Source organism: Cellulomonas sp. WB94 (assembly GCF_003115775.1).
GTDB lineage: Bacteria > Actinomycetota > Actinomycetes > Actinomycetales > Cellulomonadaceae > Cellulomonas_A.
Genome location: NZ_QEES01000005.1, coordinates 171,229 through 188,074 on the forward strand (window position 1 = coordinate 171,229; position 16,846 = coordinate 188,074).

General features: G+C 68.6%; 14 protein-coding genes. 7 read left to right on the plus strand and 7 right to left on the minus strand.

The genetic code is table 11. From position 1 onward, the window contains the following. Positions 1 to 2 precede the first annotated feature (2 nt). Positions 3 to 1,532 carry a sugar ABC transporter ATP-binding protein gene (locus DDP54_RS16265; RefSeq protein WP_109133036.1) on the minus strand — a complete coding sequence of 510 codons (1,530 nt, stop codon included), beginning with the start codon at positions 1,530 to 1,532 and terminating at the stop codon, positions 3 to 5. After that, positions 1,529 to 2,593 (minus strand): LacI family DNA-binding transcriptional regulator, encoded by a 1,065-nt coding sequence (locus DDP54_RS16270; protein ID WP_347338542.1) that lies wholly within the window; start codon positions 2,591 to 2,593, stop codon positions 1,529 to 1,531. Before DDP54_RS16270 ends, DDP54_RS16265 begins: the two co-directional genes overlap by 4 nt. Positions 2,594 to 2,862: 269 nt before the next feature. On the opposite strand from DDP54_RS16270, the gene DDP54_RS16275 reads away from it, so the two are divergent. From DDP54_RS16275 to DDP54_RS16285, 3 genes are all read left to right on the plus strand, one after another. After that, the gene (locus DDP54_RS16275; protein ID WP_109133038.1) at positions 2,863 to 3,339 is read left to right on the plus strand and encodes a CoA-binding protein; all 477 of its coding nucleotides are present in this window, start codon (positions 2,863 to 2,865) and stop codon (positions 3,337 to 3,339) included. A 480-nt stretch (positions 3,340 to 3,819) separates the two neighbouring features. Further along, positions 3,820 to 4,188: a cupin domain-containing protein gene (locus DDP54_RS16280; RefSeq protein ID WP_109133039.1), complete on the plus strand. Its 369-nt coding sequence runs from the start codon at positions 3,820 to 3,822 to the stop codon at positions 4,186 to 4,188. A 1,482-nt stretch (positions 4,189 to 5,670) separates the two neighbouring features. After that, on the plus strand, positions 5,671 to 7,851 hold the full coding sequence (locus tag DDP54_RS16285) for a bifunctional diguanylate cyclase/phosphodiesterase (protein WP_158274558.1): 2,181 nt from the start codon (positions 5,671 to 5,673) through the stop codon (positions 7,849 to 7,851). A gap of 955 nt (positions 7,852 to 8,806) precedes the next feature. On the opposite strand, the gene DDP54_RS16290 is transcribed toward DDP54_RS16285, so the two are convergent. The 4 genes from DDP54_RS16290 to mgrA all read right to left on the minus strand — a co-directional run bounded on the left by DDP54_RS16290 (position 8,807) and on the right by mgrA (position 12,772). After that, positions 8,807 to 9,739 (minus strand): aldo/keto reductase, encoded by a 933-nt coding sequence (locus tag DDP54_RS16290; RefSeq protein ID WP_277949608.1) that lies wholly within the window; start codon positions 9,737 to 9,739, stop codon positions 8,807 to 8,809. A gap of 62 nt (positions 9,740 to 9,801) precedes the next feature. Further along, positions 9,802 to 10,662: an aldo/keto reductase gene (locus tag DDP54_RS16295; RefSeq protein WP_109133041.1), complete on the minus strand. Its 861-nt coding sequence runs from the start codon at positions 10,660 to 10,662 to the stop codon at positions 9,802 to 9,804. A 150-nt stretch (positions 10,663 to 10,812) separates the two neighbouring features. Then, positions 10,813 to 11,685 (minus strand): NAD(P)-dependent oxidoreductase, encoded by an 873-nt coding sequence (locus DDP54_RS16300; RefSeq protein ID WP_158274559.1) that lies wholly within the window; start codon positions 11,683 to 11,685, stop codon positions 10,813 to 10,815. A 55-nt stretch (positions 11,686 to 11,740) separates the two neighbouring features. After that, positions 11,741 to 12,772 carry an L-glyceraldehyde 3-phosphate reductase gene (gene mgrA, locus DDP54_RS16305; RefSeq protein ID WP_109133043.1) on the minus strand — a complete coding sequence of 344 codons (1,032 nt, stop codon included), beginning with the start codon at positions 12,770 to 12,772 and terminating at the stop codon, positions 11,741 to 11,743. Positions 12,773 to 12,861: 89 nt separating this feature from the next. Between mgrA and DDP54_RS16310 the strand changes: the two genes are divergently transcribed. From DDP54_RS16310 to DDP54_RS16325, 4 genes are all read left to right on the plus strand, one after another. Continuing rightward, positions 12,862 to 13,731: a LysR family transcriptional regulator gene (locus DDP54_RS16310; RefSeq protein ID WP_109133044.1), complete on the plus strand. Its 870-nt coding sequence runs from the start codon at positions 12,862 to 12,864 to the stop codon at positions 13,729 to 13,731. A gap of 43 nt (positions 13,732 to 13,774) precedes the next feature. After that, positions 13,775 to 14,398, plus strand: a complete 624-nt coding sequence (locus DDP54_RS16315) for an MFS transporter (protein WP_109133045.1) — start codon at positions 13,775 to 13,777, stop codon at positions 14,396 to 14,398. A 691-nt stretch (positions 14,399 to 15,089) separates the two neighbouring features. Next, the gene (locus tag DDP54_RS16320) at positions 15,090 to 15,797 is read left to right on the plus strand and encodes a hypothetical protein (protein ID WP_146192462.1); all 708 of its coding nucleotides are present in this window, start codon (positions 15,090 to 15,092) and stop codon (positions 15,795 to 15,797) included. A 5-nt stretch (positions 15,798 to 15,802) separates the two neighbouring features. Then, on the plus strand, positions 15,803 to 16,234 hold the full coding sequence (locus tag DDP54_RS16325) for an SRPBCC family protein (protein WP_242448538.1): 432 nt from the start codon (positions 15,803 to 15,805) through the stop codon (positions 16,232 to 16,234). A 144-nt stretch (positions 16,235 to 16,378) separates the two neighbouring features. On the opposite strand, the gene DDP54_RS18285 is transcribed toward DDP54_RS16325, so the two are convergent. Continuing rightward, on the minus strand, positions 16,379 to 16,690 hold the full coding sequence (locus DDP54_RS18285; RefSeq protein ID WP_158274560.1) for a YciI family protein: 312 nt from the start codon (positions 16,688 to 16,690) through the stop codon (positions 16,379 to 16,381). Positions 16,691 to 16,846 lie beyond the last annotated feature (156 nt).

A 16,846-nucleotide genomic window follows, 5' to 3' on the forward strand; every position in this document is an offset into this window, starting at 1 on the left:
TCTCAGTTGACACGGGTGGGCTCCACATCTTTGACAACCAGTGCCATGACGGCGTCCTGGGTAGCTTCCTGGTGGGTGAGCTCGCCGACGATGCGGCCCTGCGCCATGACGAGGATTCGGTCGCACATCCCGAGCACCTCGGGCAGGTCGGAGGAGACCATCAGGACGCCTCGACCCGAGCTCGTGAGCTTGTTGACGAGCTGGTAGATCTCGACCCTGGCGCCGACATCGACGCCGCGGGTCGGCTCGTCGAGGAGCAGGACCGCAGGGTCGGCAGAGAGCCACTTGCCCATGACGACCTTCTGCTGGTTGCCCCCGGACAGGTTCTTGACCAGGACCTGCGTGTTCGGGGTCCGGATGCTCAGGTCATCAACGGTGTCGGCGGCCAGCTGCCACAACCAGCGCCGGTTGACGATCCCCCGCTTTGTGGCTCGGCCGAGCGCGACCAGACCAAGGTTCTCCCCCACGGAGGCGCCGAGGACGAGTCCCTGGGCCTTGCGGTCTTCAGGGACGAGCCCGAGACCCGCGCCGATGGCGGCCTGGACGTCGTGACGCGGCAGTGTCTTGCCGCGCACGGCGACGCTGCCTGCGTCGTAGGCGTCGGCGCCGAAGATCGCGCGGAGCACCTCCGTTCGCCCCGCCCCCACCAGGCCGGCGATGCCGACGACCTCACCGGCGCGGACGCTCAGCGAGATGTCGTCGAACCGGCCATGGGACGTCAGGTGCTCGACACGCAACAGCTCGTCTCCGGCGTCGCCACGCTCGCGCGGGTACTGCTGTTCGATCGACCTGCCCACCATCATCCGGACGAGCTCATCGGTGGACGTGCTGGCAGGGACCGTCCCGACCGAGTTGCCGTCCCGCAGCACCGTGACCCGGTCGCCGATGCGCCGGATCTCATCGAGGTGGTGCGAGATGAAGATCAGGCCCACACCGTGCGCCCGCAGCTCGTCCATCAGCTCGAGCAGCCGGTCCACCTCGGCATCAGTCAACGCCGCGGTCGGTTCGTCAAGGATCAAGACGCGGGCATCCAGGCTCAGAGCCTTGGCGATCTCGACGAGCTGTTGGCGAGCGACGCCCAGACCCGCGACAGGAGTGCGAGGGTCGAGATCAAGGCCGACCCAGGCCATCGCGACGCGGGCTTCGGCATACATGCGCCGCTTGTCCACGAGTCCGAGCTTGCGAGGCTGACGTCCCAGGAGCACGTTCTCGGCGATGCTGAGCTGCGGGACGAGATTGAACTCCTGGTGGATCGTGGCGATTCCCAGGGCTTCAGCGCGCGCGCTCGTCGTGATGCTCACCCGTCGGCCGTCGACGACGACCTGTCCGCCGTCCGGTTGATACACCCCGGCCAGGCACTTGATCAAGGTTGACTTGCCGGCGCCGTTCTCGCCGAGCAGCACGTGCACCTCCCCCGCGTGCAGGTCGAACGAGACCCCGCCCAACGCAACTACCCCGGGGAACTTCTTGACCAGGCCCTCGACCCGCAGGAGCTCCGGTCCAACGGGCGCGACAGTCGGGCTCTCGGTCATGAGTTCCTCCTCTGGGTGGACTCCCGCAGCTCCAGCCGGCAGGCGATGCGTTCGTCCTCGACGTCCTTGCCGCCGATCCGGTCGAGGAGCATCTGCATGGCGCGCTCGCCGAGCAGCGAGGTCGGCTGGGCGATGGCGGTGAGGGTGGGGCGGAGCAGCGTGAACCACGGCATGTCGTCGAAGACGGCCAGCGCAAGGTCGTTCGGGATCCTCACCCGCGAGGAACCTTGGTGTTCGCTGAGCAGCTGCAGTGCTCCGAGCGCCATCGGACCGTTCGCTACGAACACCGCGTCCGGGACATCCGGCAAGGCAAGCAGGGACGCCAAGGCGTCGTGCCCGGACCCGGCCCTGAAGTCACCGTGCACGACGAACGCGTCAGGGAGGTCGAAACCATGGCCCGCGAGGGCCGCGCGGAACGCGACCAACCGCTCGCGCGACGTGCCGGCCTGGTCAGGACCAGTGACGATGGCCAGGCGGCGGCGACCCGTTGCTACGAGGTGGTCGACCAGATCGTGGATAGCAGCAGAACCGTCCGCCATGACGATCGGCGCATGCACATCCGCGGCCGGTCGGTCTACGAGAACCAGCGGATGCCCCTGCTCTGCCGCCTCACGCAGCAACGGCGACGTCTCGACGGTCGGGACGACGATGAGTCCGTCCACCTGACGCTCGAGCAGGATCCGGACGTAATGGTCCTGCTGGGTCGGGTCCTCGTCGGCGTTGCCGACGATCACGGAGAACCCGGCGGCCCGTGCGGTGTCCTCGACCGCTCGGGCGAGCTCAGTGAAGAACGGGTTGAGCAGGTCCGAGACCACGAGGCCGACGGTCCGCGTGCCGGTGGTCCGCAGCGAACGCGCCACGGCGTTGGGCCGGAAGTTCAAGTCGGCTGCGGCGGCAAGCACACGCTTGCGCATGGCTTCAGACGAGCTTGGGTGCCCACTGAGCACTCGGGACACGGAAGCAGTCGAGACGTTCGCCGCCTGCGCCACGTCCTTGATCGTCGCCATCAACGTCCTTCCCTCGCGCCACACTGCGCCAGCCCTCACGGTCACGACCGTCATGCAATCGATTACATGTAATCGATTGCATGAAGATACTTCAGAGCTGCGCATCCGTCAAGCGGTCCGAGCCGCTCACGCAGATCCGATGACATCTCCATCGCAGCAGGCCGCAGCCAGCACTGGCATCAACGCCGACGATGTCTTGCAGCAGTCTCGGCGACCTGCGCGCGCAGAACGGCGCCGTAGAGGGCCGATGGTCCCGGCCCTCAGGACCGGACTGCCACTACGTTGACGAGCGCGATCAATGATGAGGGATGCGGAGAGCAACGATGACGAGCATCAAGGCCGCAGCCGAGCAGTTCCTCGCAGCCAAGCGGATCGCGGTCACCGGGGTCTCGCGCACCCCGGGAAGCCACGGCGGCAACGTCGTCTACCAGCGACTGCGAGACACCGGGTACGAGGTGTTCGCGGTCAACCCCAACGCCGACACCGTCGAGGGCGACCCCTGCTACCCGGACCTGAGTTCGATCCCCGGTGGAGTCGAAGCGGTCGTGATCGCCACCCGCCCCGCCCATACCGCAGCGACCGTCCGGGAGGCAGCAGACCTGGGCATCAAGCATGTGTGGATGCACCGCTCGGTCGACGCCGGAAGCGTCGACGCGGAGGCCACCACCTACGGCCGCGCCCACGGCGTGACGGTGATCGACGGTGGGTGTCCCCTAATGTTCGGGCCTCCATCTGACCGCACGCACCGGGTGATGTGCCGACTCATGACCTTGACAGGTCGCGTACCCCGCACCGTCTGAGGCCCGTCGGCGGCCGCCAGGCATCGCAGACCCGGCAAGCAGATCAAGAGTCACTACTTCGGACCACAACGCCAGGCGCAACGTGGTCACCGACTTCGCTCGGACCTCCGCCGTACCGCACAACCCGTCGAACGTGACCTGCTCCATACCTCGCCCGGACGCGCTCACAGCGGATGCGACGCGGACCCACGTCACAAGGTTGCCGTGCTCACGGCGGGCCAATCTCCTCGGGCCACCCGTCGACGAACGCGAGCAGGGCCTGAAGAGCTGAGCGACAACGACTCCGAAGGCCGGCGCGGTCACATCAAGGAACCATCGTCTGGGGCCCGCACAACGGACGCCGAAAACGGGCAACACCCTCGTCCGAATCGCATCCAGCGCCGCGCGGTTGGGCGCCGTTCAGGACGGTGATGAGCCCCGTTGTTCGACGTCAGGCACCGGCGTAGAGTCGAGTGGATCACTCGATCGAGGAGGCTTCTGATGGCTGGACTGGAGTCGAAGAGTTTCGATGCACCTGATGACGTTCGTCCGTTCACGGACAAGGGTGCGGCGCAGGTCGTGACGCTGGCCGGCAGCACGGTGGTCAAGGCCCGGTTTGAACCAGGCTGGCGGTGGTCAGAACACCTCCGCCCTATTGCTGGCACGGACAGCTGCCAGTCACCCCATTTCCTCTACGTGATCTCTGGGCGGATGAAGGTGGAGATGAACGACGGCACGCAAGCCGAGGCCGCGCCCAACGACGTCGTGCGCATCGAACCAGGCCACGACGCCTGGGTCATCGGTGACGAGCCCTGCATCACCGTCGACTTCGGGGCGTCCCCGGCCTACGCCACCACGCACAGCGCCTGATCAGCGGTAGAACCGACGGGAGCCGGCGCCCATCGCGGCGCCGGCCACCCGGCAGCTCCGTCGTACCCAAGCCCACGGACGTTCACCGCGGGATGCACGCGATGACCCGAAGGCCCCGAGAGTTGCGCACCAGGGAAGAGTGCCGGCCGCTTGAGCGTGTCTCCAACATGCGCGTCCAGATGATGCGGGCTGACAGCACGACGGGGCGCGGTAGGCGGGGTCGTCACCCGTCGGTGCCGCACGCCGGACACACCAGAACCTCTATCGAAGTCGACACGAGACACACCGCCGACACACGGCTCCTCGAAGCCGTGCTGGAAAGCAACACGGTGTGCACAGACAACCGCGCTCGGCCGCGCACACGCCCGGCCTGGATCCTGGCGGACAAAGGCCCACACGTCCTCAGCGAACCGCGACTGCCTGACCGGGCGCGGCTTCAAGGGCCACCATCCCCGTGCGCGCGGACCAGTAGCAGAACCGGGCCGATCGACGGGCCTCCACATCGAACACCGGCCGCACGGCAGATTAACCCCGGCTCTCCCCAGTTCTACTCCCGATCAAGCGCTGTGAACAGGGCGCACGATCGAGCTCCATGGCGCCTTTTGCGCAGCGTGTGCATGGGTCCAAACCCAACGTCGCGAGGACGCCGTGCCCTCCGCGAAGCGGCGCGCCGAACAGCGACCGCGCTCGACCAGGCTGGAAGCTGAGTCCGCTATCGGTCCCACGCCACAACGTCGATCGTCAGGACCGTCCCGGGCATGGGGATCAGCTCGACCCGAGGTGTCAACCGCGGCACGTCAGCTCCGAATGGTGGGCCGAACCGAGCACGGACGAACAGCGCCAACGTGAACCCGATCCCGTTGGTCGCGCCGGTCTACGGGCTGCTGGGCTGAGGGCTCATGGGCGGCGTCCTCCCGTCTGTGGATGCGGTTCTCGGGGCGATAGCTGACGTAGATCGTCACGTTGTCGACCGCGGGCCCGACGTCGAGCAGACGCCCATCGCTAGGTCGAGCCGTGTCGAGCGTTCCCACGACATAGCGTTTCTGAGGTTGCCCGAGTCCTTCACAAGGGCTCGGTCCAAAGGTCCAAGACGATGTCGCCATAGACGAGCATGTCAGTGGTGTAGGCGCCCGGCTGCTCGGGACGTCGAGGTCGAGGCATGAGCGCGCATACGTCCAGCTCTAGCCTCGGCCCAGCTGCCCGACCCCCTCATTTCGACGAGGGACAAACGGCGCGCACGCGGTCCCCCGCGCTGCGTTCGCCTGGATCACGTGTGACCCCATCCGCCACCGCTACTCCACCTGCGGCTACCGCAGCCCCCGTCACCGACGAGCACGCCACCGCCGCGGCTACCCTGCAGGTGGCCGCGTAACCACAAATCGCGTCTACGTCTCGGGGTCAAGCCCCCACAGCGAAATAGTCATAGTCCCGCATGGCCCCCTTCACCCGGTGATTGGCGCAATGATGACCAAAGACGAGCCCATGGACGCGGCGCTGTGCGCCGACCCGCGGCTGAGCGTGGATCTGATCTGTGCGCACAATCTCCTGGATTCCCCGTGGGCGATTATCTATTTCAAGGACCTGGAGAGCCGGTTCATCAAGGTGAGCGTGGACTGCGCCCGGGTGAACGACATGACCCAGGGCGAGATGATCGGGCTCACCGACTTCGACTTGACCGACTACGCCAACGCGAGCGCGCTCCTCGCGGACGAGCAGCGCATCATCGCCACCGGTGTGCCAATGATCGACAAGGAGGAGGTCGACCGGTTCGTCGACCAGCCAGGGACCTGGGTCGAGACGAGCAAGTTCCCGCTGCGCGACGCAGACGGAAGCATCATTGGGACCTTCGGCATCTCCCGAGACGTCACCCGGCGCGAGTTCGCCGAGCAGCAGTCGATATGGATGGCGGAGGAGGCGGCAGAGGCCCACGCCGCAGTGGCCCGCGCGGAGGCTCAGCTTCGTGCTGTCCTGGATGGCTCCACCGATGCGATCGCCAAGTACGACGAGGGGCTCCGGTACCAGTACATCAACCCCGCCGGTGAACGGCTGCGCGGTTTGTCGCTCGCCGAGCTGGAAGGTCGCACGGACCGGCAGACCGGCATGGCGGAGAGCTCGCTGTGGATATGGGAAGCGGCCTTGAATCGCGTGCTGGGGACCGGTGAGCCGAACGACGTGGAGTTCTCCTCGCCGGATGCCCCGGACGAGAGTTCGGTGTGGTTCCACGTCTCGCTGTCACCGGACCGCGACGACACCGGCGCTGTCGTCGGCGTGTTCAGCTCGACGCGCGACATCACTGATCTCAAACGCGCCGAGCATGCCTTGGCTCACCAGGCCATGCACGACTCCCTGACGGGTCTCGCGAATCGGTACCTTCTGACCGACCGTTTGAGCCACGCCCTGGAGCGCAAGGAACGATCCTCGGCCAGCGTGGCGCTGTTCTTCATCGACCTCGACCACTTCAAGGACGTCAACGACGCCTACGGCCACGAGGTCGGGGACCGCGTGCTCGTGGACGTAGCTCGACGGTTGGAACATGTCGCGCGCCGAGGTGACACCGTCGCCCGGCTCGGCGGGGATGAGTTCATCCTGCTCCTCGACGACGAGATGACCGACGACGACGTCCCCGAGATCGCCGAGCGCATCGTCGCGGCGTTTGCCCGACCCTTCTCTGATGGAGCCGTGACGTTCCAGTTATCGGCGAGCGTGGGAGCGGCGATCGCAGAGGACCCGACCATCGGCGCATCGGGGCTCCTGCAAAGAGCGGACTCCGCGATGTACCGGGCCAAAGTGGCCGGTCGCAGCCGCTTCGAGGTCTTCGACCCGAGGACACGCTCGGACTCATCTACCAGCAACGCACTCGAGGTCGAGCTCAGATCTGCCCTCGAGGCCCACGAGCTCAAGCTCCTCTACCAGCCGAGGCTCGCGCTCGGCGACCGCCAGATCCTGGGATTCGAGGCCCTGCTGCGCTGGGATCACCCCGAGCGCGGCACGCTAGGCCCCGCCGACTTCCTCGCCGCCGCGGAGTTCAGCGGACTGATCATCCCGATCGGCGCATGGGTGCTGAACACCGCGTGTGCCCAGCTTGGTGCATGGACATCTGGGCAGCACCCCGCCGCAACCACACTCGCCATGGCGGTCAACGTGTCCGGACGTCAAGTGCGCGAGCCCCACTTCGCGGAACTCGTCTCCGACACCCTCAACCACCACGGGATCGCACCCTGGCAGCTGTGCCTGGAGATCACCGAACGCGAACTGGCCATCGACAACCCGACTGCACGCGAGACCCTCACGGCTCTCGCCGCCCTCGGCGTCCAGCTCGCCGTCGACAACTTCGGTGCCACCTATACGTCGCTCTCACGGCTGCCGCAATTCCCGGTCAGCGTCGTCAAGCTCGAGAAGCTGTCCGCGAGCGCCCATGATCGCCGGATCGCCGCGATGGTCATCGCGATGGCGCACGGCCTGGGCATGAGGGTCGTCGGAGAGCGAATCGAGACGACCACCCAGCTCAACAACCTCGAAGAGCTCACCTGCGACGACGGCCAGGGCTACCTGCTCGGTCGACCGATGTCGACCGACGACGTGGACCGCATGCTGCAGGGCGAAGCCCGAACTCCCACCGCCGGCCTTGACGACGCCGTCATGCCACAGGATCCGAGCGCCTGATCGCCGGAACAGTCCTCGGCCGGACGCCCATTGAGCGGCCCCAGCCATCGAAGGAGCGTGGCTCCAGAGCCAGCGCACCCTGGCGCTCGGCGCCGACCACAACGTGCGACCCCTGCACGCGCGCAACTACTTCATGCTCAGCGCCGCCGACGTGGACGTCGCCATGTGGAACCCATCATCGCCGAAGCAACCTCACCTGCTTTCGCGCAACCGTCGTGGCCACTCGGCACAGCGTTCGGCCACTCAACTCGTCGCGGTTCCCATGCCACCTGTCGCCCCTACACGACGCGTAACCCAACCGCGTCATGGCCACCCTCATCCGGTGATGTCTGCCTGTGCCTACCGCCGACTGACCTGCACAGACGCGCACGGACGGATCTCGGCGGACGCGTTTGCCTGTGTGCCCTGACACGGCGGGGGTCGGATGCAAGATCCGGCCCCCGCCGCTCCGCGCGGTCCGGATCGGTCCGTGGAACGTGGGGTCTTCCCCCGGCCGACATCGCCGGCCACCCGCGCGGCGAGCCGCCACCCAGCGTCGGACAGCGTCTCGACGCTGTCTCCTCCGCGGCCGTGGCGCTGACCACGGCACGGCCCAGGTGCCCGTCAATGCGTTCCCACTTCAGGCGCGGCCCCCGAGCACTGACCGCACCCGTCCTGTCGCTGCCGCGGCGGCCCGGTGGCGGGCGTCGCCGCCGAGAGCCCGACGACCATCACGGTCCACCTGTCGCCGACCCGGAGGCGGCGCGACCCGGGCGGTGCGGCGCTGGTGCGCAAGTGCTGCCACGCCGTTGACGCTCCCGATCGTTTGGGACATGCGCTCCGATGACCTGGGCCGGGGCCCCATCCGACACACCGTGCCGTTGCCTACGGTTGCCTGATCATGGGAGCTGCGGACCCCTACCTCATGTCACTGGTGGAGGCTCGGGTCTCAGCCCGTCGGGCTGGCCGGGACGCGTCAGGGCACCGCGTACCCAGCGGCCCGGAACAGCTCGTACCACTCGGCCCGGGTCAGCGGCAGGTCGGACCCGGCGACCGCGTCGGCCACCCGTTGCGGTGTGGTGGTGCCGAGGACGACCTGCATGCGGGCGGGGTGGCGTGTGATCCACGCGGTGGCGATCGCGAGGGGCGGCACCCCGTAGCGGGCGGCGAGGCGGTCGATGACGGCGTTGAGCTCGGGGTACTCGGGCGAGCCGAGGAACGGTCCGGTGAAGAAGCCCGCCTGGAGCGGTGACCAGGCCTGGATGGTGATGTCGTGCAGGCGGCAGTAGTCGAGCATGCCGTTGTCACGGTCGACGGACTGGTTCAGCCCCGCCATGTTCGCCGCGACGCCGTGTGCGACGAGTGGGGCGTGGGTGATCGAGAGCTGGACCTGGTTGGCGACGATGGGCTGGCGCACGTACCGGCGGAGCAGGTCGATCTGCCCCGGGGTGTGGTTGGACACGCCGAACGCCCGCACCTTGCCGGCGGCGTGCAACGCGTCGAAGGCCTCGGCAACCTCCTCCGGCTCCACCAGGGCGTCCGGGCGATGCAGGAGCAGGATGTCGATGTAGTCGGTCCCGAGCGCGTCGAGCGACCCATCGACTGACTCGAGGATGTGCTGGGCGGAGAAGTCGAAGTACGGGCCTGAGCGAACGATCCCGCACTTGGTCTGAAGGACGATCTCCGCGCGTTGCGCCGGGCTCAACCGCGTCGCCTCAGCGAACCGGCGTTCGCAGCCGTGCTCGGGCGTGCCGTACACGTCGGCGTGGTCGAAGAAGTCGATGCCGTTGTCCAGGGCGGTGCCGACGAGGGTGCGGATCTCCTCGTCGGTCTTGTCCTGGATCCGCATCAGGCCCAGCACGACGTTGGGCACGGTCACGTCGGAGTCGGACAGTGGAACTCTGCGCACGGGTGGTGCTCCTCGATCAGGGTGGGCCGCGAAGGGCGGGCGCCCTCGGGCTGTGGTGACGGTCAGGCCTGGGAGAGCGCTGCGATCTCCGCGGGCGTCAGGCTCACGTCGGGCGCACCGGCCGAGTCGCGGATCGACTCTGGACGGGAGGCGCCCGGGATGGGGATTACCACGGGGGCCAGGGCCAGCTCCCAGGCCAGGGTCACCTGATAGACGCTGACTCCGTGGTCGGCGGCGACCCGCGCGAACGCCTGCTGCCTGGTGGCTAGCTCTGCCGAACCGGCGATGCCACCGAGGGGGCTCCATGGCAGGAACGCGATGCCGCGCCGCGCGCAGTGCTCAAGCTCGCCGAGGCTCGAGCGGAACCGCGGTGAGAACTGGTTCTGGACCGAGACCAGGCGTCCGCCGAGGATCTCGTCGGCGAGGTCGATCTGCCCGACGTCGGCGTTCGATATCCCGGCGCGGACGATGACGCCCTCGTCGAGCAGCTCGACCAGGGCTCCGACGGAGTCGGCGTAGGGCACGCGCGTGTCCGGGCGGTGGAACTGGTACAGGCCGATGGCCTCGAGCCCGAGCCTCTTCGCCGACGCCTTGGCCGCCTCCTTGAGGTAGGCCGGGTCGCCGTTCTGCGTCCACGTGCCATCGCCCGGTCGCAGGTGTCCGCCCTTGGTCGCGACGATCACGTCGGAGGTGTCGGCGCCGTACTCGCGCAGGGCGCGGGCGATCAGCTCCTCGTTGTGTCCCACCTCTCCGGCGTCGCGGTGGTAGGCGTCGGCGGTGTCGATCAGGGTGACCCCGGCGTCCAGGGCGGCGTGGATCGTCGCGATCGAGCGAGCTTCGTCGGGCCGGCCCTCGATCGACATGGGCATGCCGCCCAGGCCGATCGCCGAGACCGTCCGCTCGCCGAGGGTGCGCTGCTGCATGGGAACTTCCTCACGTCGAAACGGCTGGGGACACCCGGGTCGGGCCCACCCGTGACGTTAGGGAGAGCCAACCTAGAAGTCCAACGACTGCACCAGATAAAGCGTAGAAGCGGAGTCGATCAATCAATCGGGAGCAGATGGCACCCGAAGTCATGCCCTGGCGTCGAGAGCGGCGAGGACGGCCGTGAGGTCCTGATTCCCGTATCCCTCATCGACCGCGCGCTGCCACTGGGCCGACAGGGCCTCGAGAGTGGGGAGCGAGTCCGGTCCCGCCGCGTCGAGCGCCAGCCGGACGTCCTTGAGCGCGAGCGACAGGGCGAACTGCGCTGAGAAGTCGTCGGCGGCGATCCGGCGGAGCTTGGCGCCCTGCCATGCGCTGATGAGCGGACTGGCGTCCAGAGCCTCGAGGACCGCGCTGGTCGCCAGGCCGAGCCGGTGCGCGAGGGACAGCGACGACGCGACGGCCTCGGTGGCGAGGGCGAGCCAGGTGTTGGCGACGAGCTTCATGCGCGATCCCGCGCCCGCTTCCCCGACCCAGACCGTGCGCTCCCCCACCGCGCCGAAGAGCGGTTCGAGCGCGACGCGTGCCGAGACAGGGCCGGACGCCGACACGGTCAGGGTCCCGTTCCGCGCGGGCTCCGCGCTGCCCGAGACGGGTGCGTCGACGAACACGACGTCCGGTCGCTCGGCGGCGACGAGCTCGATCAGTCCTGCTGTGCCTGCCACACCGATCGTGCTCATCTGCACCCAGATGGCGCCGGGGGCAAGGGCCGCGAGCATGCCGTGGTCTCGCGCGATCGTGAGGACCGCGTCAGCGTCGGCGACCATTGTGACGACGATCCCCGCGCTTGCGGCCGCCCCGGCAGCGGACGGGACCGCCTGCAGACCATCGAGCACGGCAGCGGGAGGTGGCGTGCGGTTCCAGACGACCGTGGGGATCCCAGCGTTGCGGACATTGAGCGCCATGGGCAGACCCATCGTGCCAAGGCCAAGGACGGCGACCGTCGTCGGCGTGGGGTCCATGGGTGCCTCCTCCTGAACGTGTTTCGCTGTCGATGTTCGTGGGCGCAGGTCCAGCTCACACCTCGCGCGACGTCGCCCACAGGTCCACGTGGGCATCGACGGCATGCTCGTCGATGTTGGCGAGCTCCTCGGCGGTGAAGTCGAGGCGGTCGAGCGCCCCGACGTTCTGCTCGAGCTGGGCGACGCTGCTCGCCCCGACCAGGACCGAGGTCACGCGCGCGTCCCGCAACCCCCATGCGAGCGCCATCTGGGCCAGCGACTGGCCGCGACCGGCGGCGATGTCGTTGAGGGCTGCGACGTGGGCCAGGACGTCGGCGCTGAGGAACGTCGGGGACAGCGACGTCTGGCGGGCCGCGCGCGAGGTCTGTGGGATCCCGGCGAGGTACTTGTCGGTGAGCATGCCCTGGGCAAGCGGGGAGAAGGCGATGCACCCGGCGCCGACCTCGCTCAGCGCATCGAGCAGGCCCTCGGACTCGATCCACCGGTTGACCATCGAATACGACGGCTGGTGGATGAGCAGCGGAGTGCCCAGCTCACGCAAGATCCGGGCAGCCTCGCGGGTCTTGCGCGGGCTGTACGACGAGATGCCCGCATACAGCGCCCGCCCGGACCGCACCGCGGTGTCCAGGGCGCCCATCGTCTCCTCGAGCGGCGTCGTCGGGTCGAACCGGTGGGAGTAGAAGATGTCGACGTAGTCCACCCCCATCCGAGCCAACGACTGGTCGAGGCTCGCCAGCAGGTACTTGCGCGACCCACCCCCCTGGCCGTACGGCCCCGGCCACATGGCGTAGCCCGCCTTGGTGGAGATGATCAGCTCGTCACGGTGCGCGCGCAGATCCTGGGCAAGGATCCGCCCGAAGTTGCGCTCGGCTGCTCCCGCCTCAGGCCCGTAGTTGTTCGCCAGGTCGATGTGGGTGATGCCAAGATCGAAAGCCCGCCGCACAATGGCACGCTGGGTCTCGAACGGGGACAGGTCGCCGAAGTTCTGCCAGAGCCCGAGCGAGATGGCCGGCAGATCGAGGCCGGAGGCGCCCACGCGCCGGTAACGCATGGACTCGTACCGATCGGTGCGGGGCGTGAAGGTCATGCACCCATGGTGGTCTCGGCCGAGCCACACGTCCAACAGGTCAGAACTATCGGATTGTTCGATCCCATCGATGGATCTAGGCTGGCGCGATGGAGCTACGCCAGCTGGAGCACTTCGTCGCCGTGGCCGAGGAACGCCACTTCACCCACGCGGCGGAGACGCTGCGCATCTCCCAGTCGGGCCTGTCGGCCTCGATCCGCGCCCTCGAGCTCGAGCTCGGCGCCGCCCTGTTCATCCGCACCACCCGGAGCGTCGAGCTCACCGCGGCGGGGCGCGCCCTGTTGGTTGAGTCGCATCGGACCCTGGCCAGCGCCGCGGCGGCTCGCGACGCGGTCGAGGCCGTCTCGGGCGTGATGGGCGGCGCGATCGCGGTCGGCGCCGAGCAGTGCCTGGGAGCGGTCGACCTGCCCCGCGAGCTCGCGCGCTTCCGCGCCCGACACCCCGGCGTCGCCATCCGTCTCACCTTCAACGGGTCAGCGCTGCTGCTCGAGCAGGTCGGGTCCGGCCAGCTCGACCTCGCGATCGTCGCCGTCTGCGGTCCGATCCCCGCCGGCGTCCACCTCGAACCCATGGCGACCGACCGGCTCGTGGTCCTCACGCACCCCGACTCCCCCATCGCCGCCCGCGCATCGGTGGCGCTCGCCGACCTCCAGGACGAGACGTTCATCGGCTTCAAACCCGACTGGGCCGCACGGGTCCTCGCGACCCGCGCGTTCGCCGCCGCCGACCTGCCGCACCGCGTCGAGCTCGAGGTCAACGACGTCCACACGATGCTCGACCTGATCGGGCAGAACCTCGGCATCGCCATCGTGCCCGCGTCCATCGCCGCCAAGCGCCCCGACGTCTTGCACGCCACACCGCTGCACGGAGAACAGCCCGTGTGGACCGTGGCTGCAGCGGTGCCCGACCGACCAAGCCCCGCCGCCGCAGCCCTCCTCGACCTCCTGCGCGCAGGCTGAGTACCGCAACATCGCACCGACGACGGGCCCCGCGCCCTCGCCCGTGAATCTGCGACGAGCACTGAGCGAGATCCGCCAGGTCCCCACCGCGAAGTTCGCCCTGACCGCGCTCGTCCTCGCGCACGTGGCGATGGTGTCGGTCATGACGATGACGCCGGTGAGCCTCGCGATGCACGGTCACTCGATCACCATCGTCGGCATCACGATCAGCGTGCATGTCCTGGGGATGTACGCCTTCGCCCCGCTGGTCGGGTCGGCGGCGGACCGGTTCGGCCGGATGCCCGTGATCCTCGCCGGTCAGGGCGTCCTCGCGCTGTCCGCCATTCTCAACGTGGCGGCACCGTCGTCCGCCGGTGTCGTCGTCGTGGGCCTGTTCCTTCTGGGGCTCGGCTGGTCGATCGTCACCGTACCGGCCTCAACGATGCTGTCGCAGTCGGTGCCGGCGGCGTCGCGCCCATTGGTCCAGGGCGCCGGCGACTCGGCGATGAACGCCGCGGCGGCGCTCGGGGCGATCGGGTCCGGAGCGATCATGGTCTCGCTCGGCTTCGCGTGGCTCGCCGGGATCTCCGGCGCGCTGATCATCCCCGTCCTGTGGCTCGCGGCCCGGCACACACGTGGCGTCCGACGGTCAGCCAGGCTCATGCCCGTACGTCATCGCGAGGTATGAGCTCGCCCGGTTCGACCGTCCAAGGCTCGGCCGCAAGCGAGCCGTCGATCTCGCCGGTCGCGATGGCGGACGGTGAACGTGCGGGGCTTCAGGGGAGGCGCTCGCTTCAGGAATGACCACTCTGGCGGTGAGCGCGGCAGACTCCACAGGGTGATGCATGCAGAGCGCGCTCCGCTGGTCGCCCAGATCCAGCTCGCTGCGTCCCGGGAGCTGCCTGAGCCTGTATTGCGTGCTGCTCAGCAAGAGGCAGATCGCGGCCAACGCTCCGTCACGGTCGCCGAACTCGAGCCCGCGAGGATTGACCGTCTCAGCAGACTGCTCAGCCTCCGGGTTGTTTGGCCGCCTCGACCAGTTAGGTGCGGCGACGGACCTCGCAATCGGACCCCTGGAAGCACAGTCCCGGGACCTCGGCGAACCGGCGTGCTGGGAGTGCTACTCCCCACCTGGCGCTCAAGGGACCAACGGCCCGATTTGTCCGAATCCTAAGTGCCGGCACCATCGGTCGCGTCGCGCGTCCAACAGTGGAAGTCTGGCTGTCAGGACGTGAGGCGACTGGTGCGATGGCTGAGTCTGCGCGTTGTGGAGGCGCTCGAATGTCGACTCCGATGAGGCGGCCGACCCCGATCTCCCGCTCCGGCGGACCGGGGCGACGACGGTGATGGATCGCGCCACGAAGGTCAACGTTCCCCGGGTGAACGCCGCTGAGCCGGCGGACCTGGACATGTCATGGGCGTCCTTGTACCGGGCCGGCGCTCTGTCGGCGCTGCTCTATGTGCTGCTCGTGCTGGTGCCGGTCGTGCTGGTCTTCGTCGCGCCCGTCCCGCCCACTGACGGACGCGAGCTGCTCGAGTACATCGCCGCCCACAAGGTCGTCTACCTGACCGAGCTGGTGTGCTTCGTCGGGCTGAGCGTGCCCGCACTCATCGTCTTCGGCGCCCTGGCTGTGGCGCTGGGGCGGTCGAACAAGAGCATGGCGGCCATCGGCGGTCTGTTCGGGATCGCCTCGGAGGCCATCGCACTTGCCCTGGGCAGCAGCCCTCAGTCCCTGCACGGCGGGCTGGTCGTGCTCAGCGACTCCTACCTGGCGGCCGGTACGGACGCCGAACGGGCCGGCCCGGTCAGCGCGGCGGACGCACTCATCGCGGCCACCAACGCGGTGTCCTGGGCCGGGATCCTGACAGCGGCTGCGATCCTCGTCCTGTCCCTGATCATGCGGAAGGCGCACTTCGGCAGCGTGGTCGGAATCCTCGGGGTTGTCGCCGGCGCGGCCGGGATCATCTCCGAGTCGCTGCGACCCATGATCGGGTCGGCCTACCTGTTGTATGGGCTCCTGCTGCCGACCTGGTTCGCTCTGGTGGGCTGGAAGCTCCTTCGACTCGACCGTCGGCGCACCTCGTGAGCCGGGTGCGAGGAAGTCTGGACATCGCCCGCCCGGTCGAGGAGGTCTTCGACCTCGTCGCCGACCAACGCAACGAGCCGAGCTTCAACCCCAAGATGACCGAAGCGACCATGCTCACCGACGGCCCGCTCGGCGTCGGGACCCGTTTCGGTGCAAAGGTTCTCAGCCGCGGCAAGCCGCTCCCGGTGACGATCGAGTACACCGCCTTCGACCGCCCGCACCGCATCGTCAGCCGCAGCGTCATGGCAGACGCGATCGCCGAGGGGCACGTGCAGTGCGACCCGACCCCGAGCGGCACGCGGTTCTCCTGGGACTGGACCGTGACGGTCTCTGGACCCGGCCGGTTCGCCGGGCCGCTGGTCGGTGTGATCGGGCGACGCCAGGAGCGCACCATCTGGACGAGCCTCAAACACCACCTCGAGGGCCGGGACACGTAGACCCGCGGCGGCGGCCACGACGGTTCATCGAGTGCGCCGGGAATGCGCGCCGGGCGCCCGTCAGGCTCACGGGCGGTCGTCGTGACGTGGCCCACTCGGGCTGAGCGTCGGGTGCGCACACCACGAGCGGTCACCCTTGGCCCACTAGCCCATCGCGAATGGCGTGACCTCGTAGACGTCGATCCGGCCGCCCATCGCGGAGTGTGGGTGACCGGCGAGCAGAGCCAGCGCGGCGTCGTGGCTGTCGGCCTCCACGATCGAGTATCCGCCGACCGTCGGATCGGCATCCGCGCTGACCGGCGCCGTCGGATCGCCGAAGTCGACCATCGCTGACCCGACCCGGTCCCGCCACCCGAACCACGCGGCCGACATCTCCTGCATCTGCTCCGGCGTCGGCTGCGGCATCGATGCCATCGCTGCCGGGTCCGCCCGGTAGATGAGCAAGTAGTGCGACATGGCTGGCTCCTTTGCTGGTCCGCGGCCCGATGCCGACGCTTCCCAGTATGGAACGGGATGCCCGCCGCGCATCCGCGCACATGCCGATCCACCGAGCATCACCGACCCGATCGCCGCAAGGCGACACCGGCGCCGATGCGCGCGCGGGCTGCCGAA

Excerpts from the sequence above, each read along its gene's own strand:
- DDP54_RS16265 (WP_109133036.1), bottom strand. The coding sequence starts at position 1,532 with ATGACCGAGAGCCCGACTGTCGCGCCCGTTGGACCGGAGCTCCTGCGG.
- DDP54_RS16270 (WP_347338542.1), bottom strand. The coding sequence starts at position 2,593 with ATGACGGTCGTGACCGTGAGGGCTGGCGCAGTGTGGCGCGAGGGAAGG.
- DDP54_RS16275 (WP_109133038.1), top strand. The coding sequence starts at position 2,863 with ATGACGAGCATCAAGGCCGCAGCCGAGCAGTTCCTCGCAGCCAAGCGG.
- DDP54_RS16280 (WP_109133039.1), top strand. The coding sequence starts at position 3,820 with ATGGCTGGACTGGAGTCGAAGAGTTTCGATGCACCTGATGACGTTCGT.
- DDP54_RS16285 (WP_158274558.1), top strand. The coding sequence starts at position 5,671 with ATGGACGCGGCGCTGTGCGCCGACCCGCGGCTGAGCGTGGATCTGATC.
- DDP54_RS16295 (WP_109133041.1), bottom strand. The coding sequence starts at position 10,662 with ATGCAGCAGCGCACCCTCGGCGAGCGGACGGTCTCGGCGATCGGCCTG.
- DDP54_RS16300 (WP_158274559.1), bottom strand. The coding sequence starts at position 11,685 with ATGGACCCCACGCCGACGACGGTCGCCGTCCTTGGCCTTGGCACGATG.
- mgrA (WP_109133043.1), bottom strand. The coding sequence starts at position 12,772 with ATGACCTTCACGCCCCGCACCGATCGGTACGAGTCCATGCGTTACCGG.
- DDP54_RS16310 (WP_109133044.1), top strand. The coding sequence starts at position 12,862 with ATGGAGCTACGCCAGCTGGAGCACTTCGTCGCCGTGGCCGAGGAACGC.
- DDP54_RS18285 (WP_158274560.1), bottom strand. The coding sequence starts at position 16,690 with ATGTCGCACTACTTGCTCATCTACCGGGCGGACCCGGCAGCGATGGCA.